Origin of the sequence: uncultured Sphingomonas sp. (genome assembly GCF_913777625.1) — a bacterium.
Taxonomy (GTDB): Bacteria; Pseudomonadota; Alphaproteobacteria; order Sphingomonadales; family Sphingomonadaceae; genus Sphingomonas.
The window spans coordinates 89,428-111,857 of record NZ_CAJYTI010000001.1; the positions used below are offsets into that span (position 1 = coordinate 89,428).

The following is a 22,430-nucleotide window of genomic DNA, read 5'->3' on the forward strand; positions in this document are numbered from 1 at the left end:
AACACCATGCCTGTTTCTCCTTCCGCATTCCAACGCATCGACCAGCCGGAAGGCGCCGTGGCTGCTCGCTTATGCCCGTGACGTTTCGCGCATCCTGTCTTCAAGCCGCAGCCGCTCATGCGCCAAGGCAGCCTGCGCGATCAGCGTGTGCAACAGCAGTTTCTGCACCGCATTCACCGGATCCCGTCCGTCGTCGCGCGCGATGCCGAGCACGGCGAGCATGCCAAGTGAGGTTTTCAATGGATGGAACTGCCAGTCCGCTGCGCCCAGCACGGCGGTTCCGACACCGGCCGCCTCCCCATTCGCCCAGGCCCAGTCGAGCGCGGCCTGGTTGACCGGGCCGAGCCGGATCTGGCTGGGGATCGACGCCACGTGGCAAATCGCACCGTCGACTTCGCGGTACATCGTCGCCTGCACGTCGAACAGGCGATGGACGTGCTCGCAAACCGTCCGCGCAGTCGTCTCCCAATCGGCGTCCCGCGTCAGCTTCTGCGCGAGCGCGGCGATGCTCGCATTCTCCTGCGCGCTGCGGTCGCTGAGCACCAGCCGGCCGCGCAGCCGTGCGGTAATCGTGCTCGTATAGACCGCCACTGCCCCGAGGACGCCGCCCATCACCAGGTTGAGCGGGGCGTGCAGGTTGAACGCGTTGAGCGGGCGCATGAGGAAATAGTTATAGCCTAGCACCGCGAGCGCCACGGCGAGCAGGGCCGGGCCAAGCCCCAGTCGCGCAGCGACAGCGATCACCGGGAAAAGGAACAGCAGATCGAGCGTGCGAAGCCCGACAAGGGCCTGCAACAGACCCGCTACCACCAGGGTTAGCGCTACAGCGCCAGCCGAAAGCAGATAATGGTGGAAGGGTATCGAAGCGGCCGGCCGGCCGGCGCTGTTCCACCGGCCGCGATCCTCCTCGCGGGCATGGGGGAAGCGATGGACCGCCAGGCGCTGTTCGTCCGCGAGAAGGCGGTCGGCGATGCCGGGGCTGCGAAACCAGCTGCGGCGACCTTCCGCGGTGTGGCCCAATACGAGATGCCGGATCGGCGTGGTTCGAAGATGCGCCTGGATTCCGTCTGCGGCCGATGCGGCGGGCACCCGCGCGATGGTGGCTCCCAGCTTTGCCGCCGTGGCAAGCGCCGCCGCGGCCCGAAGCCCGCGAGGCGAATCGCGGTCGGCGGCAGGCGTCTCGACATGCAGCGCTTCCCAGGGAACGCCGAGCCGCGCCGCAAGCGATCGTGCCTGCTGTACAAGCCATTCGGAATGCGGCGAGCCGCTGACGGCGACGGTGAGCATCCCCATCCCCTCCGGATGATGGGAACCGGCGCCGGAGGCGGAGGGACCCGTTGTCATGCCGCAGCCTTCCCATACGGCCTGCCGCCAATGGGGTAGCGTAGCGATCCTCCGCTTGGGGCGCGCAGCGTCAGGACGGCAAAATGGGCGTGTCGCCGAGCCGCTCCGCGCCCGAAAACAGGCCTTCGAGCCTGCGCCGGAGATGCGCTGCGAAGGCCGCGTCGTGCCGGCGCGCAGGGGCGGCCTGCTCCATCAACTCGTTGAACATGGAGTCGCGCACGCGATCGATCGCATCGGGAGATAGAAGCTTCGCCGCTTCGAGCTCCCGGCAAAGCTGCAACAGGCCGGCGGCGGTCGCCAGCGCGCGGAAGCCCGCCAGATTGAGCGAATGGTGTAATTCGGTCCTTGATTCCTCTGCCATAAGTCTTCCCGGTTCTATGCCGTGAATGATCGTGTAGCCCGTCGCCCGCGAAAGGCACGCTCTTCTCTAGTCGGGCTGAACAAAGGATACGCCCAGCAACCCCTTGGTACCATTGCAGTAAGAACAATCGCGGGTGCGCTTCCCCGAAGGCGGTACAGGTCTCCATCAACGCCCTAGGACGGCAGCGCATAGGCCACCACTTCATCGCCGATCGGCGTCTTCATGAAATGATGGCCGCCCGCATAGATCACCAGATACTGCCTGCCGCCGATCTCGTAGGTGATCGGCGTCGCCTGGCCGCCGGCCGGTAGCACGTCCTTCCACAGCGTCTTGCCGGTGCGCAGATCGATCGCGCGGATCAGGTTGTCGGTGGCGGCCGCGACGAAGATGAGCCCGCCCGCGGTCACTACCGATCCCCCATTGTTGGGCGTGCCGATGGTGATCGGCAGCATCGAGGGAATACCGAACGGGCCGTTGGTGCGCGCCTCGCCCAGCGGGCGGTCCCAGATCGTCTTGCCGGTCGCCATGTCGATCGCGCGAATGCCGCCATAGGGGGGCTGCTTGCAGAGCATGCCGGTGAACGGCAGCTGCCAGCCTGCATTGACGTCGATCGCATAGGGGGTGTGCGCCTGGGGATCGCCTGCGCCTTCCGCTCCGCCGATCTTGCCGCGGGCCTGATCGCGCGGTTGCCATCCCCGCTTGTTCGCCTCGGCGCGCGGCACCAGCCGGACATAGTTGGGCATGTCGTTATAGTTGGCGACGATCACGCCGCGTTGCGGATCCACCGCGATGCCGCCCCAGTCGGTGCCGCCATTGTACCCGGGATATTCGATCGAGTGCCGGTCGGCCTCGGGCGGGGTGAAGAAGCCCTTGTAGCTCGCCTCGCGGAACTGAATGCGGCACACCATCTGGTCGATCGGCGACATGCCCCACATGTCGCGCTCGGTCAGGTCACGCTTGCGCAGCGTGTGCCACAGCGACACCGGCTGGGTGGCGGCGCGCTGCTGCGGCTCGACGCCGATCTGCGGTGCCTTGATCTCGCCGACGGGCGCCAGCTGACGACCGGTGCGGCGGTCGAGGATGTAGATGTCGCCCTGTTTTGACGGCAGCACCATCGCCGGGACGCCCTTGTAATCGACCAAGGTCGCCTGCGCGCCGAAATCATAGTCCCATACGTCCTTGCGCACCGCCTGGAAGCGCCACCGCGGCTTGCCGGTGGTCACGTCCAGCGCGACCAGCGAGGTGGCGAACTGGTTCTCCTCCGGGCGACGCAGGCTCGAATAATAGTCCGCCGCCGCATTGCCCATCGGCAGGTAGACCAGACCGAGCTGCTCGTCGCCGCTGGCCATGGTCCACATGTTCGGCGTGCCGCGTGCCCATTCCTGCCCCGCGGGCGGATAGCCGTTCCACTCCGGGTGCATCATGTCCCACGCCCAGCGCAGCTTGCCGGTGCGCGCGTCGAAGCCCTGGATCACGCCCGAGGGCGCCCAGCGGTCCTGCCCGTCGAGCACCTGGTGGCCGACGACGAGGATGCCGCGCACCAAGGTCGGCGGCGAATTGATCGAGACATAGCCCGCCGGTACCTGCCCCATGCCCTGCTTGATATCGGCCTGGCCGTTGGTGCCGAAATCCGAGCACGGACGGCCGCTGCGCGCATCCACCGCGATCAGCCGCGCGTCGAGCGTGCCTTCGATCACGCGCGTCGCGCAGGGCTGGTTCGCCGCCATGCCGGGCACGGCATAGTAGACGACCCCGCGGCACGCAGCAGTGTAGGGAATCGCTTTGTCGGGCACGTTGGGGTCGTAGCGCCAGCGCTGCTCGCCCGTGGCGGCATTGAGCGCGATCAGGATGTTCTTCGGGGTGCAGAGGTAGAGGCTATCGCCGATCTTGAGCGGCGTGTTCTCGGCTCCATAGGTCTTGGCGATCCTGGGCGAGCTCGGCATGTCGCCGGTGTGGATCAGCCAAGCGCGCTTGAGGCTGCCGACGTTGGACGCGTTGATTTGCGCGAGCGGGGAATAGCGCCGGGCGCTACCCGTACCGCCATAGCTCGGCCAGTCGGCGCCGGTCTGCTGGCCCGACGGATCGGCCATGCCCTGGGTACCCGGCGCGGGCAGCGCACCCTGCACCCAGTCGGGCTGACCGGCCGCGGCCACAGCAAGGTCCACGCCGGTGATCGCCACCGCGGCCAGCACGCCGGCCAACGCGAACCGCCACCGCTCACGTCGGACGCTCATCGTCGCCATCGCCGCGAGCACCGCCACCAGCAGCACGACCGGCGCGATGATCCGCGGCACCTGCGCCCAGGCATTGGCGCCGACTTCCCACCAGGCCCAGAGGAAAGTGAGGACGACGATCGCGAGATAGAGCCAGCCGCCAAGCGTCCGCCCGCGCACCAGCAGCACCCCCGCTCCCACCATCGCGACGCCGGTGACGAGGTAGTAGAGCGAGCCGCCGAGCACCGCCAGCCAGGCGCCGCCGATCGCTAGCACCAGCCCGATCAACGCCACCACCGCACCCACTACCCGTCCGGTCCAACTCAGATGCGACGGATCGCTGAAAATGGCGCGAGTGATGGTGCGGGCGTCGGACATCAAGGGCTCTCCCGAGAGCGCGGAACGGCAGCGGCACAACCGTTCGGCCTGCGAAGGCAACAGGTTCAGACCCCAAGCGATTCCTCGGCAGCAATGTTCCGTAACAGTCGAAAAAGCACCGCAGCGCTGCGGTTGCTTCCGCGTCCGGCATCACGCTAAACCCCCGACCGATGGCCCGGCGCAATCCTCGTCGATGGATCGGAGAAGCGCCCGTCCTGCGCCATCGTGGGCGTACGCCCGCCTGGGTGTCGCTGGGCTGGCGGATGGCACTGGCACTTGCGCTGATCGGGGTCGCACTTGCCGGCCACTGGTTGGATCGGGACGGGCTGCGCGACAACACCGACGGCAAGGTCAGTTTCGTGGACGTCGTCTATTTCACGATGATCACCGTGACGACGGTGGGCTATGGCGACATCGTGCCGGTGACGGACCGGGCGCGGATGTTCGATACGTTCGTCGTCACCCCCGTGCGGCTGTTCGTCTGGCTGATTTTTCTCGGCACGGCCTATGATTTCGTGCTGCGCGGGGTCTGGGAGAAGTGGCGGATGCGAAACCTGCAGCGCGATCTGAATGGCCATGTCATCGTCGCCGGCCATGGAACGAGCGGCACGGAGGCGGTGGCCGAACTGCTCCGCCGGGGCAAGCCGCACGATGCCATCGTGGTGATCGACCCGGACGCGGATGCGGTGGCCCGCGCGGAAGCCGAAGGCGTGATGGTGCTGGAAGGCGATGCCAGCCGCAACGCCACGCTCGACGCCGTGAAGGTGGCAAAGGCGAGCGCCATGATCGTGGCGGCGGGGCGCGACGACACGTCCATCCTGATCGTGCTGACCGCGCGGCGCCTGGCCCCGACGCTTCCGATCAGCGTCGTCATCCGATCGGAAGACAATGAAGCCCTGGCCGTGCAGGCCGGCGCCACCACCGTGATCAATCCGGCGAGCTTCGCCGGATTGCTGCTGGCGGGATCGACGACCGGCCCGCATCTCGCCGAATATATGATGGACCTGGCCGGGCTGCACGGCGCTGTCTCGCTCCGCGAGCGCCCGGTGGCCGCGAGCGAGATCGGCTCGCCGCTGTCCGCCATCACCACCGGCGCAGGCCTGCGCCTGTATCGCGGAGGCCAGCGTTACGGATTCTGGCAAGCCGAGGCACGGTCGCTCCAGCCCGGCGACACGATCATCGAGGTCGTCCCCTCAGACGATGCTTAAGCGGGCGGGCCTCCCTTCGTTTTCCACTTCACCGGGATGCGCAGATAGGTGACGCCATTTGCCTCGGCCTGGTGGAAATGCCCGGCGCGGATGTTGACCTGGATCGAGGGCAGCAACAGCTTGGGCACGGACAGCCCGGCATCGCGCTGCTCGCGCATCGTCACGAACGCATCTTCACTTACACCGTCATGGATATGGACGCTTGATCGGCGCTGTTCGCCTACCGTCGTCTCCCAGCGATAGTCGTCGCGCCCGGGCGCCTTGTAGTCGTGGCACAGGAACAGCCTAGTGGCGTCGGGAAGCGCGAGCAGGCGACGGATCGAGCGGTATAGCGTGCGCGCATCGCCGCCAGGGAAGTCGGCGCGCGCAGTGCCATAATCCGGCATGAACAGTGTGTCGCCGACGAAGACCGCATCTCCGATCCGGTAGGCCAGATCGGCGGGCGTGTGGCCGGGCACGTGCAGCACCTCTACCGCCAGCGTGCCGATTGCGAAGCGATCACCGTCCTCGAACAGCCGGTCGAAATCCGAACCGTCGGTCTTCAGGTCATCCATCGCGAAGACCGGACGGAAGATCTTCTGCACATCGCGGATATGCACGCCGATACCGACCCAGGCCCCGGTCTGCGCCGCGAGAAACGGCGCGGCCGACAGGTGATCGGCATGGGCATGCGTCTCCAGCACCATCTCGATCCGCCAGCCATGATCGCGTGCAAAGGCAAGGATCGCCTCGGCCGAGCGCGTATCGGCGACGCCGCTCGCCTGATCGAAGTCGAGCACCGGGTCGATCACCGCGGCAACGCGCGTGGCGGGATCGCCGACGAGGTAGCTGATCGTATTGGTGGCATCGTCGAAGAACGCTTCGATGCAGGGCTGCGCCATGATTTCCTCCGTTAGCACTTGCTAATATATTAGAGGATGCTACATAAGCAAGTGCTAATGGAGTTTGCACAATGCTCAAGCCACCGATGGACCTGGCGACATTCGAGACAAAGGCCGGCCTGGTTGCCGACACGCTGAAGGCGATCGGCAACGCCCGGCGACTGATGCTGCTGTGCAAGCTCGTCGAGCATGGCGAGAGGACGGTCGGCGATCTCGCCCGCGAGGTGGGGCTGTCGCAATCTGCCTGTTCGCAGCACCTCGCCAAGATGCGCGACGAGGGCCTCGTTACCTATCGGCGCGAAAGCCAGACGCTCTGGTACGCCATCGCCGACCCGCGCGTCGAAACGCTGCTCGCCACCCTGTACCAGCTCTACTGCAAGGATTGATGCGATGACGCTTGCGCCCCTTTCCCCCGCCGACACCCGCGCCGCGATCGAGGCCGGCGCGCGACTGGTCGACATCCGCGGTACCGACGAACACGCGCGCGCGCGCATCCCCGGCGCGTTGAACCTCCCGCTCGAGCGGATCGGCGAGATGCCCCGCGACGGGCGCCAGGTCATCTTCCACTGCCGTTCCGGCATGCGCACCGCGGCGAACGCGGCACAGCTACGTGCTGTCGCAGCAGACGCCCCGTCCTATGTCCTCGCAGGCGGAATCGATGCATGGCGGACGGCAGGCCATCCCGTGATCGCCGACCCTTCGCAACCGATCGAGATCATGCGCCAGGTGCAAATCACGGCAGGCGCGCTGGTGCTGGCCGGGGTGCTGCTCAGCCTCTTCGTCGCCCCGGGATTTATGGGCCTTTCCGCCTTTGTCGGCGCAGGGCTGATGTTCGCCGGCATTACCGGCTGGTGCGGGATGGCAAACCTGTTGCGGTTGATGCCTTGGAATCGGCGCGCAGGCGCTTGAGGCGAGAATGGACACCGCCACGCTTCTCGCCACGCTCGCCTCGGGAGGCGTGATCGGTCTGGTTCTCGGCCTGGTCGGCGGGGGAGGATCCATCCTCGCCGTACCCCTGCTAGTCTACGTCGTCGGCATCGGATCGCCGCACGCCGCGATCGGCACCGCTGCCGTTGCCGTCACGGTCAACGCGCTCGCCAGCCTTCTCGGCCATGCCCGGGCCGGACGCGTGAAATGGCGATGCGCCGGCGTCTTCGCAGTCTCGGGCATGATCGGGGCGGCATTGGGCGCCGAACTCGGCAAGGCGTTCGACGGCAAGCGGCTGCTTGTCCTGTTCGGGCTGCTGATGATCGGCGTCGGCCTGTCCATGCTACGCAAGCGCCGCGCAACCGAGGCTCCCGACGTCCGCCTCACCCGCAGCAGCGCCGCGACGCTGCTGCCCCGGCTTGTACCGATTGGCCTCGCCGTCGGGCTGGCGGCTGGCTTCTTCGGGATCGGCGGCGGATTTCTGATCGTGCCCGGGCTGATCCTCGCGACGGCCATGCCCCTCCCCTTCGCGATCGGCACATCGCTGGTCGTGGTGAGCGCGCTCGGTCTCACGACGGCGACCTCCTACGCCCTGTCCGGTCTGGTCGACTGGAGCGTAACGGCGGTGCTGATCATGGGCGGGGTTGGCGGGACGCTGGCAGGAATATCGCTGGGCAAAATGCTCGGCGCCAGGAAGGGACTGTTAGAACGTGGATTCGCTGCCGTCGTGATCAGTGTTGGCGGCTACGTCATCGCCTCAGTGTTATAAAATTCGCTTCCCAGTCTAATACAGAAGCAGTGTCCCGTAAATAATTTACCATGCATATAGGAAAAATACTTCCCAGGCACAAAGCAAAAAATACTTAAGATCCGCTGACGCGATGGATAAAAACCTAAACTTCGCCGTATCATCGGTCAGATCCAACCCACCAAAATGCACGCGCGCTGCCTCGACGCACGCGCGCACGTTGACCGAAGCGCGTCGGGCTTCGTCGCCTGCCTATCCGTCATGACCGGCGCACTCGCGACGGCGGAGAGTGGCGTGTTCCTGTTGACTCAGGCCGCTATAGAGACGCTGCCGTTGCCAGGCCGATCGCCAAACGACGCATTCTGGTCGAGGCTGCCGAGCGATCATGGGACATCTCCGACGTTCGTAGTTGCCCAACCCGATACGTTTGTGCTTCGAACCCGATTTACGAAAAGGGGAGTGGGGCCTGACCCCTGGGGCCCCGTTTTTGCTGCAGCGCGGTAAGTACTTGTTTTGATGTGCGCATTATGATGCGTTCGATTCCTGCAACCGCAGGCGAATAGGCCAACTCTACCCGCGCTTTCGGAATTTCGCCTTGATCACCGCACCGCCAACGCGAAGCTGGTCAAGGTAGTCAGACCACCACTGCGCCATGCGGACCCGCTCATCCCAGTGGGCGCCCCGGTGGTACGCTGCCCGGACGCGATCCCTTTCGCCGTGCGCCAATGCACGTTCAATGACATCAGGATGCCAGAGGCCAGATTCATTAAGCAGCGTACTCGCCATGGCGCGGAAGCCGTGGCTGGTCATTTCGTCATGCTCGAAGCCCAGGCGCCGAAGTGCGACATTCAGCGTGTTGTCGGAGATCGGACGCAACGTCGTATGCAGCGCGGGGAAAAGGAACTCGCTGGATCGCGCAAGCGACCGCAGATCCTGGAGCAGATACAGCACCTGCCGGGAAAGTGGCACAGCATGCGGCTGCTTCATCTTCATGCGCTCCGCAGGCACGCGCCAGACCTTCTCGGCGAAGTCGATCTCGCTCCACTTAGCCTGCCGGAGCTCGCCCGGTCGCAGGAACACATGCGGCGCGATCCGCAGTGCATACAGCGTCTCCGGGCGACCCTGATAGTCTTCGATCGCGCGAAGTAGTTCGCCCACCTTCTTCGGTTCAACGATCGCGGCGTGGTGCTTCACACGAGGTACGGTCAGCGCCCCCCGGAGAATGTCCGCCGGGTTCTTTTCGGTGCGTAGCGTTGCGAAGCCATAGCGGAACACGCGGCCCGCAAAGGAGCGCAGCCGCACCGCCGTTTCATGATGCCCTCGGCGCTCGACCCGCTTCAGCACGTCGAGCAACTCGTGCGGGGTTATCGCCGCGATCGGCCGCCGGGCTATGCCCGCTAGCAGTTCCAGAAACCAGCGCGCCTTCTTGAGGGTGGCCGCCGACTTCCCCTCCCGCTCCATCTTTTCGATGTACTCCGTCGCGACGACCTCGAAGGTGGTCTTCACCGCCAATTCCGCTTGGAGGCGCTTCTGCCGCTTCTCCTCGACGGGATCGATGCCGTCGTCGAGTTCGGCCTTCGCCAAGTCCCGCGCCCTCCGAGCCTGCTGGAGCGATACGTCCGGGAAGCTGCCGAGCGACAGCTTCCGCTCGATCCCGCAGCAGCGATAGCGGAACCGCCAGAGCAGGGCGCCGCTGGGTTGAACGAGCAGATAGAGCCCGTCCGAGTCGAAAACCTTGAAGGGCCGGGGTGCCGGCTGAAGCGCTCGAATCTGGACCACGGTAAGCATGGGGCCACGGCTCCTGAAGCGTTCGTGGCCCCATGATTCGTGGCCCCTTTTGAGTGGGCCACAGCGGAACATAATGAGAAAATATGGGACCGCGTTAGGCCCATTTTATCGCAGTTTTCTGCGGTTTTCTAGCGATGTTCTCTAGATGTACTGGTGCCGCTTACAGGACTCGAACCTGTGACCCCCGCATTACGAATGCGATGCTCTACCAGCTGAGCTAAAGCGGCACATCTTGTATCCGGGCGCTGGATTGCCCGGAGGACGGGGCGCTTACCAGTGGTTCCGGGCGCTGGCAAGCCCCTGCAGATAGAGCCCTTGCATTCTTTATCCTCCCGTACGCGCGCTGCAGCCTCCGGCGTTTCCCCGTGCCGGCTTTTACGCGCCATTTACCATGGACCCTGCACAAGGTGTCGGATCAGCGTTTCGGGCTTGGCCCGCAGTGGAGCACTCGCATGAACATGGCGCGCGGCATTCCTTCTCCGGCCGATTCCGAGCCCGCGACTGTGTCCGACGAGGCGATCGACGAGCGCCCGGTCGCGATCGGCGGCGACGAGCGGCGCATGCATGTGCGCGCGTATAACCACTGGGTGTCGCTGCTGCGCGGCCGCCCCTATCCCGCGATCCAGGATCTCGATCCCGCCAACATCGCCGATTTCGGCCCCAACAGCGTGCTTCTCGATTTCACCGACGGCATCGAGAACCCCGCCATCCGCTATCTCGGCACCGCGCTGCGCGAGGAATGCGGAATCGAGCGCGCGATCGCCCATGTCGGCGAAGTGCCGAGCCGCTCGCTGCTCTCGCGCCTGACCGACCATTATCTGCAGATCATCGCCAACCGCGCGCCGATCGGCTTCGAGGCCGAGTTTGTCGGCCAGCGCGGGCACCAGATGTTCTACCGCGGCATCCTGATGCCGTTCGCCTCCTGCCCCGAAAAGATCGACTTCATCTACGGCGTGATCAACTGGAAGGAAGTCGTCGACCCCGCGCTCCAGGCGCAGCTCGATGCCGAGATCGAGGCCTCGCGCCGCGCCGCGCCGCACCCGGTGCCGGCGGTACAGTCGGTCTGGGCGGACGGCCCCAGCGCCGGCTTCGAAACCCCCGCCAGTGCCGATCTGCCCCACACCGAAATGGCTTCTCCGCTGGCCGACCAGCTGATGCTGGCGCGCGAGTCCGCCGCGGCGGCGCGGGCGTCCGACGTGCGGGGGCGCGCGGCGCTCTACCGGGCGCTCGACCGTGCCTATGGCTTCGCGCTCGCCGCCGAGCAGGATGGTGCCGGCTATGCCGCCCTCCTCGCCGAGGCCGGCCTCATCGCGCAGGCGCGCGCACCAATGACGCCGGTGGTGAAGCTCGTCTTCGGCGCCGATTACGACAAGACGCGGCTGGCCGAATTCGCCACCGTGCTGACCCATGCCAAACGCCTGGCGGTGCCGAGCGGCGGGCTGGACGCGTTTCTCGAGATCACCCCCGGCGGCATCAAGGGCGTGGTGAAGGCCGAGCGCGAGCTGCGCGCCACGATCGCCGGCGACCGTCGCCCTGCCGCCTTCGCCCGCGCCGCCGACAGCCTGCGGACGCGCGCGCCGCTGGCACAAGTGGCGATGCCCGCCGGCGAGTCGGATTTCGTGCTGCTGCTCGCCCGTGCGGGCGCCAAGGGCCTGGATATCGTGGCGCGGCTGGAAGACGATGCAGCGCTTACCGATCGCGCCGTGCGCCGCGCCGCGGGGTGACTCGTGCCGCGGCGGGTGGTCGCTTCTGCGCCTATCCTCGCGGTTTTTCCAGACTTGAGGTGCCCTCCGCACGGGAGCATAGCCCACCCCATGAAGAACCTAGAAAAAAAGATCATGCAGGCCTTTGAAGATCGGATCTTCGAGGGGGCCCTGCCCGGAGAGCTGGAAGGACTGGACGACGCCGAGCGCACGGAAGTGGCGCGGTTCGTCGCGGAGACGGCGGCGGAACGCCCGCCGCAGACGGTTCGGCTCAATCTCGAAACCTACCAGGACGATGCCAGCCGCAAGATGCGGCTCGCCGTGATCAACGACGACATGCCGTTCCTGGTCGATTCGATCGCCGGCGCGATCGCCTCGTTCGACCTCGGCATTTTCCGCATCATCCACCCGATCCTGCCGATCGAGCGCGATGCCACGGGGCTGGTTACCGATATCGGCGAGAAGGCGAAGGACGCGCGACCCGAATCGATGATCTATATCGAGATGGAGCGCGCCGACGCCCGGACCCGCCGCGCGCTCACCGCCGAGATCGAGCGCGTCCTCGGGCATGTGCGCGACGTGGTTTCCGACTGGCGCCCGCTGCAGCAGGCGATGTCGATCGACGGTGCCCGCGTCCCCTCGCGCGAGGGCGAAGCACTGCTGCGCTGGTTCGCCGACGATGCGATGACGCTGCTCGGCCATGAGAAATGGACGATCGGTGGCGATAGCAGCGACCAGATCGGCCTTGCCCGCTATACCCATGACGTGCCGCTGCTGGCGGACACCTCGCGCCGCCTCGCGGTCGATTATTTCGAGATGGGCGGCGAGATCCCGCTGCTGCTCAAGTCCAACGCCACCTCCACCGTGCACCGCCGCGTACCGCTCGACATCGTCGTCACGCCGATCATGACCGGCCAGGACGTGACCGGCCTGTCGATCCATTACGGCCTGTGGACGAGCCAGGCGCTCAACACGCCGCCGGCGATGGTGCCGATGCTGCGCGGCCGGATCGAGATGCTCGAATCGAAGTTCGGCTTCGATCCCGCCGGCCACACCGGCAAGGCGATGACGCACGCGCTCACCGGCCTGCCGCACGACCTGACCACCGCCTTCGACCTGGAGGCGCTGGAAAGTCTGGTGCTCACCGCCATGTCGGTCGCGGACCGTCCGCGCTCGAAGCTTGTGCTGGTGCGCAGCACGCTGGGTCGCCACCTGTTCGCCTTTGTCTGGCTGCCGCGCGAGCAGGTGGCCGCCGGCCACCGCGAGACGATCGGCAATATGCTGACCGAGGCGGCGCACGCCAAGATGATCAACTGGTCGATCGCGCTGGAAGACGGCGTGCTGGCGCAGCTGCGCTACACGCTCGACCTGCGCGGCGACACGACGATGCCGGACGAAGCCGAGCTGGACGCGCGCATCGCGCGCATGGTGCGCGGCTGGGCGCCGGCGGTGGAAGCGTGCCTGAGCGAGATCGCCGGCAGCGGCGCGGCGCGCCTCTCGCTGCGCCTCGCCAACGCCTTCCCCGACGTCTACCGCCTCACCCACACGCCCGAGGAAGCCGCGCAGGACATGGTGCGAATCGGCGGGCTGGAGGACGAACACGCCCGTTCGGTGCGGATCGTCCCCCTCCCCGACGAGCCCGGCACATACCGGATCAAGCTCTATCGCCTGGGCGGCGCGCTGGCGCTGTCGGACGCGGTGCCCGCCTTCGAGAATTTCGGCTTCCGCGTGCTCGAGGAAGTACCGACCGAACTGACCAACGGCGCCTTCATCCACGACTTCAAGGTCGAGCCGGCGAACCGCAGCGAGATGCTGGAGCGTGAACCGGCAATCGTCGAGGCGGCCGTTGCGGCCGTTCTGGAAGGTCGCGCCGAGAACGACCTGTTCAACCGGCTGATCGTCGAGGCCGGCATCAGCCCCGATGCCGTGGTGCTGCTGCGCGCCTGGTTCCGCTATTTGCGGCAGACGGGCATGCTCTACGGCCTCGGCACGGTGGTCGATGCGCTGCGCCGCGCCCCTTCGGTCGCGCTGGCGCTGGTGAATCGGTTCGAAGCCGCGCATAACCCCGCGCGCGGTGGCGACGTCGACGCGATCGCCAATGCCGAAAAGGCGATCGACGCCGGCCTCGCACAGGTCAATGCGATCGACGACGACCGCATCCTGCGCCTGTTCAAGGGCGTGGTGCTAGCGACGCTACGCACCAACGCCTATGCGCCCGCCGGCGAAGAGGCGCTGGCGTTCAAGCTCGATTCGGCCAAGGTGCCGGGCCTGCCGGCGCCGCTGCCCTGGCGCGAAATCTGGGTGTACAGCCCGCGCGTCGAGGGCATCCATCTGCGTGCCGGCCCGGTCGCGCGCGGCGGCCTGCGCTGGTCCGATCGCCGCGACGACTTCCGCACCGAGATTCTCGGCCTGATGAAGGCGCAGCGCGTGAAGAACGCGGTGATCGTACCGACCGGCGCCAAGGGCGGCTTCTATCCGAAGCACCTGCCCTCGCCCGCCGTCGATCGCGACGCCTGGCTGGCCGAAGGTACCGAAAGCTACCGCATCTTCATCCGCGCGCTACTGTCGATCACCGACAACATCGTCTCGGGCGAGGTGGTGCACCCGCAGGGCGTGACGGTGCTCGACGGCAACGATCCCTATTTCGTCGTCGCGGCGGACAAGGGCACGGCCACCTTCTCCGACGTCGCCAATTCGCTCGCCATCGAGCGCAATTTCTGGCTGGGCGATGCGTTCGCGTCCGGAGGAAGCGTCGGCTACGACCACAAGGCGATGGGCATCACCGCCAAGGGCGCCTGGGTCTCGGTCCGCCGCCACTTCCTCGAAATGGGCACCGACATCCAGTCCGAGCCGGTGACGGTGGCGGGTGTAGGCGACATGTCGGGCGACGTGTTCGGCAACGGCATGCTGCTGTCGAAGGCGATCAAGCTGGTCGCCGCGTTCGACCATCGCCACATTTTCCTCGATCCCAATCCGGATCCCTCGACCAGCTGGGAAGAGCGCGCCCGCATGTTCGCGCTGCCGCGTTCGAGCTGGGCGGACTATAACCCGGCGCTGATCTCCGAGGGCGGCGGCGTGTTCCCGCGCACCGAAAAGTCGATCCCGCTCAGCCCGCAGGTCAAGGCGCTGCTCGACCTCGACGTCGACAGCATCGATCCCAACGGGCTGATGATCGCCATCCTCAAGGCGCGCGTTGGGCTGCTCTGGTTCGGCGGCATCGGTACCTATCTGAAGGCGGCGAGCGAGAGCAACGGCGAGGTGGGCGATCCCGCCAACGACCGCATCCGCATCAATGCCGAGCAGGTGCGGGCCCAAGTGGTCGGCGAAGGCGCCAATCTCGGCGTGACCCAGGCGGCGCGCATCGCGTTCGCGCGGAACGGCGGCCGCCTCAACACCGACTTCATCGACAATTCGGCAGGCGTCGACTGCTCGGACAATGAGGTCAACATCAAGATCGCGCTCAACCGCGAGATGATCGAGGGCCGCCTCGCTTTCGAGGACCGCAACACCCTGCTGGCCTCGATGACCGACGACGTGTCGCACCTGGTGCTGGAGGATAACCGGCTCCAGACGCTTGCGCTTTCCTTCATGGAGAATGACGGCGCGCTCGACCTGCCCAGCTATGTGCGGGTGATCGAGATCCTGGAGGCCAGCGGTCGCCTCGACCGCGGGGTCGAGGGGCTGGGCTCGAACGAGGACCTGCTGCGCCGCGCCCAGGAAGGGCGCGGGCTCACCCGGCCGGAGCTGGCGGTGCTGCTCGCCTCGGCCAAGCTGGCCCTGCAGGACGCGATCGAGAAGGGCGAACTCGGCCATGATCCGGCGCTGGTCGGCGATCTGCATGCCGCCTTCCCCAAGGCGATGCAGGAACAGTTCGGCAAGGCGATCGACGAGCATCGCCTGCGCAACGAGATCGTCGCGACAAAGCTGGCCAACCGCGTGGTGAACCGCCTCGGCGTGCTCCACCCGTTCGAACTGGCCGAGGAAGAGGGCGCCGCGATGCGCGACATCGCCGCGATGTTCGTCGTCGCCGAACAGCTGCTCGGGCTGCCGGCGCTGTGGGCGGCGGTGGAAACCGCCGAGATCAGCGAAGGCGCGCGCGTTGCGCTGCTCGACGAACTCGCGGTGGCGGTGCGAGGACAGATCGCCGATCTGCTGCGCATTACCCGGCCCGGGGCGAGCCCGGCCGAAGTGATCGCGCGGCTCAAGCCCGGCATCGAGGCGCTGGGCCGCGAGGCCAAGGGACTGATGCTCACCGAAGTACGCGCGCAGGCGGATCGCATCTGCGGCAAGCTTACTGCGGCGGGCGCGCCGCGCGAGCTGGTCGACCGTATCGTGCACGTGTTCGAGCTGGACGGCTGCATCGGCCTCGCCGATCTCGGCCAGCGCCGCGGCATCGACGAGGTGGTGCTCACCCGCGCCTTTACCTCGCTCGGCCAGGCGCTGGGCCTCGACTGGGCGCAGGCGACGGCGGCGCGGATCACCACCGGCGATGTGTGGGAACGCCTGCTGATCGCCGGCCTCGCCCGCGACTTCCAGCAGCTCCGGCTGGAGTTCCTGTCGCGCGTCGAAGGGCAGGATCCGCAGGCGACGGTGGACGCCTGGCTCGCCGAGCACCGCGCCCGCGTCGACCAGTTCAGCGCGCTGGTCCGGCGTGCGCGCCAGGCGGCGGTGCCCAATGCGGCGATGCTGGCGCAGATCGCAGGCCAGGCCCGGGTGCTGCTCGGGCGGGAGTGATACAGGACCCGCCGCGTCGGCGACGACGCGGCGGGCTACCTCCCCGCGCCGTTGCCCCAGCGAACGCTGGGGCCTCCCGCAGAAGCGCGGCGCCGTCCTCCCGCACCGTTTGAAGACCCCAGCATTCGCTGGGATGACGGTTGTGGAAAACCAGGGCCGGACAACTAGAGCGCTGCGAGCATCTCGAGCAGGTCTTCGGGGAAGATCGGCTCGTCATGCACGGCGATCTCGGCGCGGGTGAACCAGCGCCAGCCGCGCATCACCCGCTGTTCCAGCGCGGTATGCCCGCCGGTCTCGATCGCTTCCACATCGGTGCGCACCAGGAAATAGCGCTCGTCGGCCCAGACCGGCACGCCCTCGATCGTCACGAACTCGACGACGCGCCGTGCGACCTCGGGCCCCGGATCGGCACGAATGCCGGTTTCCTCCCACAGCTCGCGCCGCGCAGCGTCTTCATAGCGCTCGCCCGGATCGACCGCGCCGCCCGGCGTGCACCAGAAGGGTGGCCGGTCGCTGGGATCGAAGCGGAACAGCAGTACGCGGCCCGCGCGATCGAGCAGCAGGATCCGCGCCGCGGGGCGCGCGATGCGGCCGCTCATTCGCCCGGCGCAGTCGCCTTGATCGCCAGCGCGTGGATGCGGGTGGCGAGCAGATCGGCGAGCGCATGGTTCACTTTGCGCTGGCGGGCGACGCGGTTCAGCCCGGCGAAGGCGGGGCTCTCGATGGTGACGGTGAAGTGGCTTTCGCCGGTGCCGTCATCGCCCAGATGCCCGCGATGCTGGGCGCTGTCGTTGCTGACATGGAGGTGCGACGGGGCGAGCGCGGTGCGCAGGCGATCGGCGATCAGATCGGCCAAAGGGCCGGTGGCGAGGTCGGTCATCGCGCCTATATAGGCGGTTTGCTCGAGGGAGTCGCGTGGCTAGCCATCAGCCGAGAAGGGATCGTCCGAATGCCCGTTTCCATGGTCGCATGGAAGCGGAGGGAAGGGTGTGCGCAGAGCCGGGCTGCACCGCTCCCGGCGAATTTCGCGCGCCGCCGATCGAAGGCGCGCGCAGCAGCTTCGACGGTCCGCCGCCGTTCCGCTGGCTGTGCCTCGACCATGTTCGCGCGTTCAATTCCGGCTACAACTTCTTCGCGGGCATGAGCCCCGACGAGATCCACGAGGCACAGCGCCCGATCGCCGGCTGGGAGCGCGAGACCCGCGTGTTCAGCGCCAATCCTGACATGCCGCCACGCTGGGCCGATTTCGCCGACCCGCTCGACGCGATCGGCGCGCGCTATCGCGACCGGATGAAGGATCGCGGCGAGCGTAAGGACGGCAGGCCGCTGTCCGGCGCAGACCGCGACGCGCTGAAGGTGCTGGACCTGGAGATCGACTCCGACCGCACGGCGCTGCGGAAGCGCTATTCGGAGCTGGTGCGGAAATTCCATCCCGACCGCAACGGCGGCGACCGCAGCCATGAGGCGCGTCTCCAGCGGGTGATCGCGGCGTACCAGCAGTTGAAGGGATCGGAGGCGTTCGCGTAACGCCGCCCCCGGGTCAATCGCGATCCGGTGCGCCGGGCGGGAAATAGCCGCGGTAGGGCCGCGCATCCTCGACGCAGCGCGCAACCGACGGGCGCGCCAGCAGGCGGGCACGATAAGCGGCCACCCTTGGGTATGCGTCCGCAATGGGATGCACCCAATCGGCGTAGAAGAGCGCGGGCGCTGCCGCGCAATCGGCCAGGGTGAACGCGCCGCCCGACGCCCAGTCGCGATCCTCCAGCCGGGTTTCCAGCCAGCCATAGGCGCGCGCCAATGCCGCCTTCGCCTGCTCCACCTCGACAGGGTCCCGACGTTCGGGCGGTCGCATGGCGTCGGCCACCACCCGCTGCATCGGCGCCATCACATGGTTGTCGAAGATGCGATCGAGCATCCGCACCTCGATGGCCGCATCGGCGTCCTCGGGCAGGAAGCGCGTGGCACCGGGATGATGCAGATCGAGATATTCGATGATGATGGTGGACTCCATCACGGCGCGCCCAGCGTCGACGAGCAACGGGAACTTGGCCAGCGGCCAGTGCCGTGCCAGTTCCGCGCCATTCTCCGGCTCGTCCGGCCCGAGAGCCCGAAACCGGAACGCGGTGCCGTTCTCGTAGAGCGGGATCAGTACCTTCCAAGTGTAGGACGAGAAGGGGTGCCCGAACAGCTCAAGCATCCGCCGCCGCCCCGCTCACCAGACCGAACATCGCGCCGTCCGGGTCAGCTGCCTGGAGCACGCGCTCGCCGCCGGGCACGTCCATCGGCCCGTTGAGCACCGTTCCCCCGGCCCCTTCCACCCTGTCCTTCGCTGCATCGACATCGTCGACCCGGAAGTAGAAGCTCCAGCCCGGCCGCGCGCCGGGCGGGCAGCGCATGATCGCGCCCATCGGCTCGCCGCCGTCATGGCCGATGAAGCTGTACTCGCCCAGTTCGCCCATCGGCATGCCGCCCATGCGGGTGAGCCCGAATTTCCGGTGGTAGAAGCCGAGCGCCGCGTCGGCGTCCGGCGCATAGAGCTCGTTCCAGCCGACATGGCCGCGACCGTGACGCTGGTAGACGGTGCTGGTCGCGCCTTCGGTGGCGCCGCGCATCACGTAGAAGGGCACCGCTTGCGGATCGGTGACCATCGCGATCCGGCCGACGCCGGGGGCGTTCCAGGCGGGCATCAGCACCTTGCCGCCCGCGCCGGCGATCGCCGCGACACTCGCATCGACATCGTCGACACCGAAATAGGCGAGCCAGGTCGGGCTTGCGCCTGCCGCGCGCATCGCATCGTCCAGCTGGAGCATGCCGCCGGCATTGCCGTCGCGCGCCACCAGCATCCGATAGTCCGGGCCGCCGGCCATCGGCGCGCCGACCTGCCAACCGACCACGGCCCCGTAAAAGGCCGCAGCGCGGTTCGCATCCTGCGTCATCAGCTCGTACCAGATGATCTCGCCCTGCCGGTTCGTCATGCCACTCTCCCCTGTGTTCAGCCGTCGCCGCGATCGACGATCGGTTCGAATCCGCCCCAGAACATGCGCTTGCCGTCGAACGGCATGGTCCGCCCCTGCATCTCCGGCGCTTCCATCAGCTTGCCCCAACCGGCATCGCGCGTCGCCTTGTCCGGCCACAGCACCCAGGCGAACACCACCGCCTCGCCCGCCTCGGCCAGCGTCGCGCGGTAGAAGTCGGTCGCGGTGCCGTGCGGCACATCCTCGCTCCAGCCCTCCAGCACGCGAACCGCACCGAACTTCAGGAACAGCGTCGCCGTCTCTTCCGCCAGCGCGCGATAGGTCTCCTTCTCCGCCTCGGGCACGGGAATCACATATCCGTCGAGATAGGCTTGGGACGACATTCCCGGTCTCCTCCAGGGCTCAGGCGGGTTCGACGGCGGCCTCCAGCGCGGCGATGTCGATCTTGCGCATCGTCATCATCGCCTGCATCGCGCGGGCGGCGCGGTCCCGGTCCGGATCGGCCATCAGCTCGGACAGGCGCCGCGGCACGATCTGCCAGCGCAGGCCCCAGCGATCCTCGCACCAGCTGCATGCGCGCTCGGCACCGCCCTCGGCGGTGATCGCCGCCCATAGCCGATCGGTCTCGGCCTGGTCCTCGGTGTGGATCTGGAAGGACACGGCATCGTTGAAGCGCGCTTGCGGGCCGCCATTGAGCGCGACGTAGCGCGATCCCGCCAGCGTGAACTCCACCACCAGCACCGCGCCCGCCTCGCCGGCAGGATAGGCGGCCGGCGCCCGCACCACCTGGTCGATCCGGCTGTCCGGCAGCAGCGTGGTGTAGAAGCGCGCCGCATCCTCGGCGTCACCGTCGAACCAAAGGCAGGGGACGATCTTCTGCGCCATGGCTCAGGCTTCCGCCGGTGCCATGGCGGCCGCGGCTGCGGCGGCATCCATGTGGAAGGGCTCGAACACATGCCCGTCCGGATCGGTGAAGGTGCGGCCGTACATGAAGCCCATGTCCTGCACCGGCCGGATGTCGCCCGATCCGCCACCCGCAACGGCCGTGTCGACCAGCGCATCGACGGCGGCACGATCGTCCAGCGGCAGCGCGATCAGCACCTCGGTGACCGCCGTCGCATCGGCCACGGCACGCGGGGTGAAGGTCTGGAAGAAGTCACGGTGGAGCAGCATGAAAGTCAGCGCCTCGGACCAGACCATCGCGCTGGCGGTAGGGCCGCTGAACTGCCGGTTCATCGTGCAGCCGATCGCTTCGTAGAAGGCGGTGGCGCGCGGCACATCGGCTACGGGCAGGTTCACGAACACCGGCTGGACCACGTTCTCTCTCCCCGGCGGCCTTCGTTGAGTCGCCGCCTGCTTGATTTGTGCCTTGGCCGATCCTAGAAAACAACCGTGAAGTTAGAAAAGATAACTAACCTAGGTCAGAAGCGCCGCTACGAGGATGCGTGCGGCACGGCGCTCGCGCTGGAATTCGTCGGCGAGCGCTGGGCACTGCTGATCATCCGCGAACTGCTGCTCGGCCCCCGTCGCTTTGGCGAGATCCGCGCCGGGCTGCCGGGCCTCAGCGCCAATGTTCTGACCCAGCGTCTCGCCGGGCTGGAGGCGGACGGGATCGTGGTGCGCGAGAAGCTGCCGCCGCCGGCCAGCGTGCAGGTCTATGCGCTCACCCCCTGGGGATATGAGGCCGAGCCGGTGGTACTGGCGATGGGCCGCTGGGCACTGCGCTCGCCGCGGCACGATCCCTCCCTGCCCTTTTCGCGCGTGTCGCTGATGCTGGCGCTGCGGATGCTGATGCTGCCCGACAAGACCGCCGGCTGGTCGGGGCGGATCGGCTTCCGGCTGGGCGAGGAGACCTATCTCGCCACCATCGAGGACGGTGCCTTCGGCATCACTCGCGGCACGCTGGCCGGTGCCGAGGCGGTGTTTGTCGGAGAACCCAACGACTTCCTGCCCGTGCTGTTCGGCACCATGCCCCTTGTCGCGGCGTTGTCCGAAGGCAGGTTCGTCGTGGACGGGGACGTGCCCCGCGCGGCAGAATTCGCCACGCTGTTCCTGCTGCCGCCCAAGCTTGCCGCCTGACCTACCCCGAAGGACATGCGGTTGCAGTGCGGCAAACAAGCCTCTAGGTCCCGTTCGGACTCAAGGATTCAAGACCATGGCCGATCTGCCCAACACCTTCCCCGACAGCCGGGATTCCACGATCCTCGACGCACCCGACAAGATGGTGAAGGTGCGCGATCTGTTCGGGATCGACATCGACATGGAAGTGCCTGCCTTCAGCGAGGCGGATGAGCGGGTGCCCGATCTCGACCCTGCCTATGTGTTCGATCCGGACACCACGCTCGCGGTGCTGGCCGGCTTCGCGCACAATCGCCGCGTGATGATCCAGGGCTATCACGGCACCGGCAAGTCCAGCCACATCGAGCAGGTGGCGGCGCGGCTCAACTGGCCCTGCATCCGCATCAACCTCGACGCGCATATCAGCCGCATCGACCTGATCGGCCGCGACGCGATCGTCCTCAAGGACGGCCAGCAGATCACCGAATTCCGCGAAGGCCTGCTGCCCTGGGCGCTGCAGACCCCGACCGCGCTCGTGTTCGACGAATATGACGCGGGCCGCCCGGACGTGATGTTCGTGATCCAGCGCGTGCTGGAGACCGAGGGCAAGCTGACCCTGCTCGACCAGAACCGGGTGATCCGCCCGAGCCCCTGGTTCCGCCTGTTCGCCACCGCCAACACGGTGGGCCTGGGCGACACCAGCGGCCTGTATCACGGCACGCAGCAGATCAACCAGGGCCAGATGGACCGCTGGAACATCGTCGTCACGCTCAACTATCTGCCTGCCGCCACCGAGGCGCGGATCGTGCTCGCCAAGTCGGGCGAATATGACAAGCCGGGCGGCAAGGAGACGGTGGAGAACATGGTCCGCGTGGCGGAGCTCACCCGCCGCGGCTTCATCAACGGCGACATCTCGACGGTGATGAGCCCGCGTACCGTGATCACCTGGGCGCAGAACGCGCTGATCTTCGGCGATGTCGGCTTCGCGTTCCGCCTGTCGTTCCTCAACAAATGCGACGATGCCGAGCGGGCACAGGTGGCCGAATATTACCAGCGCGTGTTCGGCAAGGACCTGCCGGAGAGCGTGGTCGGCCGGGCGTAACTTCGACCGC

21 protein-coding genes and 1 tRNA gene are annotated in these 22,430 nt (G+C 67.2%); 9 read left to right on the forward strand and 13 right to left on the reverse strand.

Annotated elements, in window-relative coordinates; translation table 11 throughout:
- Nucleotides 1-69: 69 nt before the first annotated feature.
- From QZ814_RS00445 to QZ814_RS00455, 3 genes are all read right to left on the reverse strand, one after another.
- Nucleotides 70-1,287, reverse strand: coding sequence for a DUF4118 domain-containing protein (locus tag QZ814_RS00445; protein ID WP_294329049.1), 1,218 nt, complete (start codon nt 1,285-1,287; stop codon nt 70-72).
- Nucleotides 1,288-1,414: 127 nt separating this feature from the next.
- Nucleotides 1,415-1,705 carry a hypothetical protein gene (locus tag QZ814_RS00450; protein ID WP_294329050.1) on the reverse strand — a complete coding sequence of 97 codons (291 nt, stop codon included), beginning with the start codon at nt 1,703-1,705 and terminating at the stop codon, nt 1,415-1,417.
- 173 nt (nt 1,706-1,878) lie between these two features.
- Nucleotides 1,879-4,296: a membrane-bound PQQ-dependent dehydrogenase, glucose/quinate/shikimate family gene (locus QZ814_RS00455; protein ID WP_294329051.1), complete on the reverse strand. Its 2,418-nt coding sequence runs from the start codon at nt 4,294-4,296 to the stop codon at nt 1,879-1,881.
- 263 nt (nt 4,297-4,559) lie between these two features.
- On the opposite strand from QZ814_RS00455, the gene QZ814_RS00460 reads away from it, so the two are divergent.
- Nucleotides 4,560-5,504 (forward strand): potassium channel family protein, encoded by a 945-nt coding sequence (locus QZ814_RS00460; RefSeq protein ID WP_365897841.1) that lies wholly within the window; start codon nt 4,560-4,562, stop codon nt 5,502-5,504.
- Here QZ814_RS00460 and QZ814_RS00465 read toward each other — a convergent pair.
- Entirely contained in the window at nt 5,501-6,385 is an 885-nt protein-coding gene (locus tag QZ814_RS00465) for an MBL fold metallo-hydrolase (protein ID WP_294329053.1), read from the reverse strand. The genes QZ814_RS00460 and QZ814_RS00465 overlap by 4 nt on opposite strands.
- Before the next feature lie 71 nt (nt 6,386-6,456).
- Here QZ814_RS00465 and QZ814_RS00470 point away from each other — a divergent pair, with 71 nt between their 5' ends.
- The 3 genes from QZ814_RS00470 to QZ814_RS00480 are packed head-to-tail and all read left to right on the forward strand — an operon-like array spanning nt 6,457 to nt 8,081.
- On the forward strand, nt 6,457-6,771 hold the full coding sequence (locus tag QZ814_RS00470; RefSeq protein WP_294329055.1) for a metalloregulator ArsR/SmtB family transcription factor: 315 nt from the start codon (nt 6,457-6,459) through the stop codon (nt 6,769-6,771).
- 4 nt (nt 6,772-6,775) lie between these two features.
- Entirely contained in the window at nt 6,776-7,294 is a 519-nt protein-coding gene (locus tag QZ814_RS00475; RefSeq protein ID WP_294329057.1) for a rhodanese family protein, read from the forward strand.
- A 7-nt stretch (nt 7,295-7,301) separates the two neighbouring features.
- Entirely contained in the window at nt 7,302-8,081 is a 780-nt protein-coding gene (locus QZ814_RS00480) for a sulfite exporter TauE/SafE family protein (protein WP_294329058.1), read from the forward strand.
- A gap of 549 nt (nt 8,082-8,630) precedes the next feature.
- On the opposite strand, the gene QZ814_RS00485 is transcribed toward QZ814_RS00480, so the two are convergent.
- Together QZ814_RS00485 and QZ814_RS00490 are read right to left on the reverse strand one after the other, a co-directional pair.
- Nucleotides 8,631-9,848, reverse strand: coding sequence for an integrase arm-type DNA-binding domain-containing protein (locus QZ814_RS00485; protein WP_294329059.1), 1,218 nt, complete (start codon nt 9,846-9,848; stop codon nt 8,631-8,633).
- Nucleotides 9,849-9,999: 151 nt separating this feature from the next.
- Nucleotides 10,000-10,075: transfer RNA gene (locus QZ814_RS00490), tRNA-Thr, on the reverse strand.
- Nucleotides 10,076-10,300: 225 nt separating this feature from the next.
- Here QZ814_RS00490 and QZ814_RS00495 point away from each other — a divergent pair.
- Both QZ814_RS00495 and QZ814_RS00500 read left to right on the forward strand, forming a co-directional pair.
- A complete protein-coding gene (locus tag QZ814_RS00495) occupies nt 10,301-11,572 on the forward strand; it encodes a hypothetical protein (protein ID WP_294329061.1) in 1,272 nt (423 codons plus the stop codon).
- A gap of 90 nt (nt 11,573-11,662) precedes the next feature.
- A complete protein-coding gene (locus tag QZ814_RS00500; protein ID WP_294329063.1) occupies nt 11,663-16,285 on the forward strand; it encodes an NAD-glutamate dehydrogenase domain-containing protein in 4,623 nt (1,540 codons plus the stop codon).
- Between the two features lie 164 nt (nt 16,286-16,449).
- Here QZ814_RS00500 and QZ814_RS00505 read toward each other — a convergent pair whose 3' ends face one another.
- Together QZ814_RS00505 and QZ814_RS00510 are read right to left on the reverse strand one after the other, a co-directional pair.
- Complete coding sequence (locus QZ814_RS00505) at nt 16,450-16,884, reverse strand: NUDIX domain-containing protein (RefSeq protein ID WP_294329064.1); 435 nt, start codon at nt 16,882-16,884, stop codon at nt 16,450-16,452.
- Nucleotides 16,881-17,165 carry a BolA family protein gene (locus tag QZ814_RS00510; protein WP_084584523.1) on the reverse strand — a complete coding sequence of 95 codons (285 nt, stop codon included), beginning with the start codon at nt 17,163-17,165 and terminating at the stop codon, nt 16,881-16,883. The genes QZ814_RS00505 and QZ814_RS00510 overlap by 4 nt, the downstream gene beginning before the upstream one ends.
- A gap of 89 nt (nt 17,166-17,254) precedes the next feature.
- On the opposite strand from QZ814_RS00510, the gene QZ814_RS00515 reads away from it, so the two are divergent.
- A complete protein-coding gene (locus QZ814_RS00515) occupies nt 17,255-17,812 on the forward strand; it encodes a J domain-containing protein (RefSeq protein ID WP_294329065.1) in 558 nt (185 codons plus the stop codon).
- A gap of 13 nt (nt 17,813-17,825) precedes the next feature.
- Here QZ814_RS00515 and QZ814_RS00520 read toward each other — a convergent pair whose 3' ends face one another.
- The 5 genes from QZ814_RS00520 to QZ814_RS00540 are packed head-to-tail and all read right to left on the reverse strand — an operon-like array spanning nt 17,826 to nt 20,577.
- Nucleotides 17,826-18,482, reverse strand: a complete 657-nt coding sequence (locus QZ814_RS00520) for a glutathione S-transferase family protein (RefSeq protein WP_294329066.1) — start codon at nt 18,480-18,482, stop codon at nt 17,826-17,828.
- Complete coding sequence (locus tag QZ814_RS00525; RefSeq protein WP_294329067.1) at nt 18,475-19,260, reverse strand: VOC family protein; 786 nt, start codon at nt 19,258-19,260, stop codon at nt 18,475-18,477. The genes QZ814_RS00520 and QZ814_RS00525 overlap by 8 nt, the downstream gene beginning before the upstream one ends.
- 17 nt (nt 19,261-19,277) lie before the next feature.
- Nucleotides 19,278-19,643, reverse strand: a complete 366-nt coding sequence (locus tag QZ814_RS00530; RefSeq protein ID WP_294329068.1) for a DUF1428 domain-containing protein — start codon at nt 19,641-19,643, stop codon at nt 19,278-19,280.
- Nucleotides 19,644-19,662: 19 nt separating this feature from the next.
- A complete protein-coding gene (locus QZ814_RS00535) occupies nt 19,663-20,145 on the reverse strand; it encodes a VOC family protein (protein WP_294329069.1) in 483 nt (160 codons plus the stop codon).
- A 3-nt stretch (nt 20,146-20,148) separates the two neighbouring features.
- Nucleotides 20,149-20,577, reverse strand: a complete 429-nt coding sequence (locus tag QZ814_RS00540) for a VOC family protein (RefSeq protein WP_294329071.1) — start codon at nt 20,575-20,577, stop codon at nt 20,149-20,151.
- 75 nt (nt 20,578-20,652) lie between these two features.
- On the opposite strand from QZ814_RS00540, the gene QZ814_RS00545 reads away from it, so the two are divergent.
- Nucleotides 20,653-21,339: a helix-turn-helix domain-containing protein gene (locus QZ814_RS00545; RefSeq protein ID WP_294329073.1), complete on the forward strand. Its 687-nt coding sequence runs from the start codon at nt 20,653-20,655 to the stop codon at nt 21,337-21,339.
- Nucleotides 21,340-21,415: 76 nt separating this feature from the next.
- Entirely contained in the window at nt 21,416-22,420 is a 1,005-nt protein-coding gene (gene cobS / locus QZ814_RS00550) for a cobaltochelatase subunit CobS (RefSeq protein ID WP_294329074.1), read from the forward strand.
- Nucleotides 22,421-22,430 lie beyond the last annotated feature (10 nt).

Excerpts from the sequence above, each read along its gene's own strand:
- QZ814_RS00445 (WP_294329049.1), bottom strand. The coding sequence starts at position 1,287 with ATGCTCACCGTCGCCGTCAGCGGCTCGCCGCATTCCGAATGGCTTGTA.
- QZ814_RS00450 (WP_294329050.1), bottom strand. The coding sequence starts at position 1,705 with ATGGCAGAGGAATCAAGGACCGAATTACACCATTCGCTCAATCTGGCG.
- QZ814_RS00455 (WP_294329051.1), bottom strand. The coding sequence starts at position 4,296 with ATGTCCGACGCCCGCACCATCACTCGCGCCATTTTCAGCGATCCGTCG.
- QZ814_RS00460 (WP_365897841.1), top strand. The coding sequence starts at position 4,560 with ATGGCACTGGCACTTGCGCTGATCGGGGTCGCACTTGCCGGCCACTGG.
- QZ814_RS00465 (WP_294329053.1), bottom strand. The coding sequence starts at position 6,385 with ATGGCGCAGCCCTGCATCGAAGCGTTCTTCGACGATGCCACCAATACG.
- QZ814_RS00470 (WP_294329055.1), top strand. The coding sequence starts at position 6,457 with ATGCTCAAGCCACCGATGGACCTGGCGACATTCGAGACAAAGGCCGGC.
- QZ814_RS00475 (WP_294329057.1), top strand. The coding sequence starts at position 6,776 with ATGACGCTTGCGCCCCTTTCCCCCGCCGACACCCGCGCCGCGATCGAG.
- QZ814_RS00480 (WP_294329058.1), top strand. The coding sequence starts at position 7,302 with ATGGACACCGCCACGCTTCTCGCCACGCTCGCCTCGGGAGGCGTGATC.
- QZ814_RS00485 (WP_294329059.1), bottom strand. The coding sequence starts at position 9,848 with ATGCTTACCGTGGTCCAGATTCGAGCGCTTCAGCCGGCACCCCGGCCC.
- QZ814_RS00495 (WP_294329061.1), top strand. The coding sequence starts at position 10,301 with ATGAACATGGCGCGCGGCATTCCTTCTCCGGCCGATTCCGAGCCCGCG.
- QZ814_RS00500 (WP_294329063.1), top strand. The coding sequence starts at position 11,663 with ATGAAGAACCTAGAAAAAAAGATCATGCAGGCCTTTGAAGATCGGATC.
- QZ814_RS00505 (WP_294329064.1), bottom strand. The coding sequence starts at position 16,884 with ATGAGCGGCCGCATCGCGCGCCCCGCGGCGCGGATCCTGCTGCTCGAT.
- QZ814_RS00510 (WP_084584523.1), bottom strand. The coding sequence starts at position 17,165 with ATGACCGACCTCGCCACCGGCCCTTTGGCCGATCTGATCGCCGATCGC.
- QZ814_RS00515 (WP_294329065.1), top strand. The coding sequence starts at position 17,255 with ATGGAAGCGGAGGGAAGGGTGTGCGCAGAGCCGGGCTGCACCGCTCCC.
- QZ814_RS00520 (WP_294329066.1), bottom strand. The coding sequence starts at position 18,482 with ATGCTTGAGCTGTTCGGGCACCCCTTCTCGTCCTACACTTGGAAGGTA.
- QZ814_RS00525 (WP_294329067.1), bottom strand. The coding sequence starts at position 19,260 with ATGACGAACCGGCAGGGCGAGATCATCTGGTACGAGCTGATGACGCAG.
- QZ814_RS00530 (WP_294329068.1), bottom strand. The coding sequence starts at position 19,643 with ATGTCGTCCCAAGCCTATCTCGACGGATATGTGATTCCCGTGCCCGAG.
- QZ814_RS00535 (WP_294329069.1), bottom strand. The coding sequence starts at position 20,145 with ATGGCGCAGAAGATCGTCCCCTGCCTTTGGTTCGACGGTGACGCCGAG.
- cobS (WP_294329074.1), top strand. The coding sequence starts at position 21,416 with ATGGCCGATCTGCCCAACACCTTCCCCGACAGCCGGGATTCCACGATC.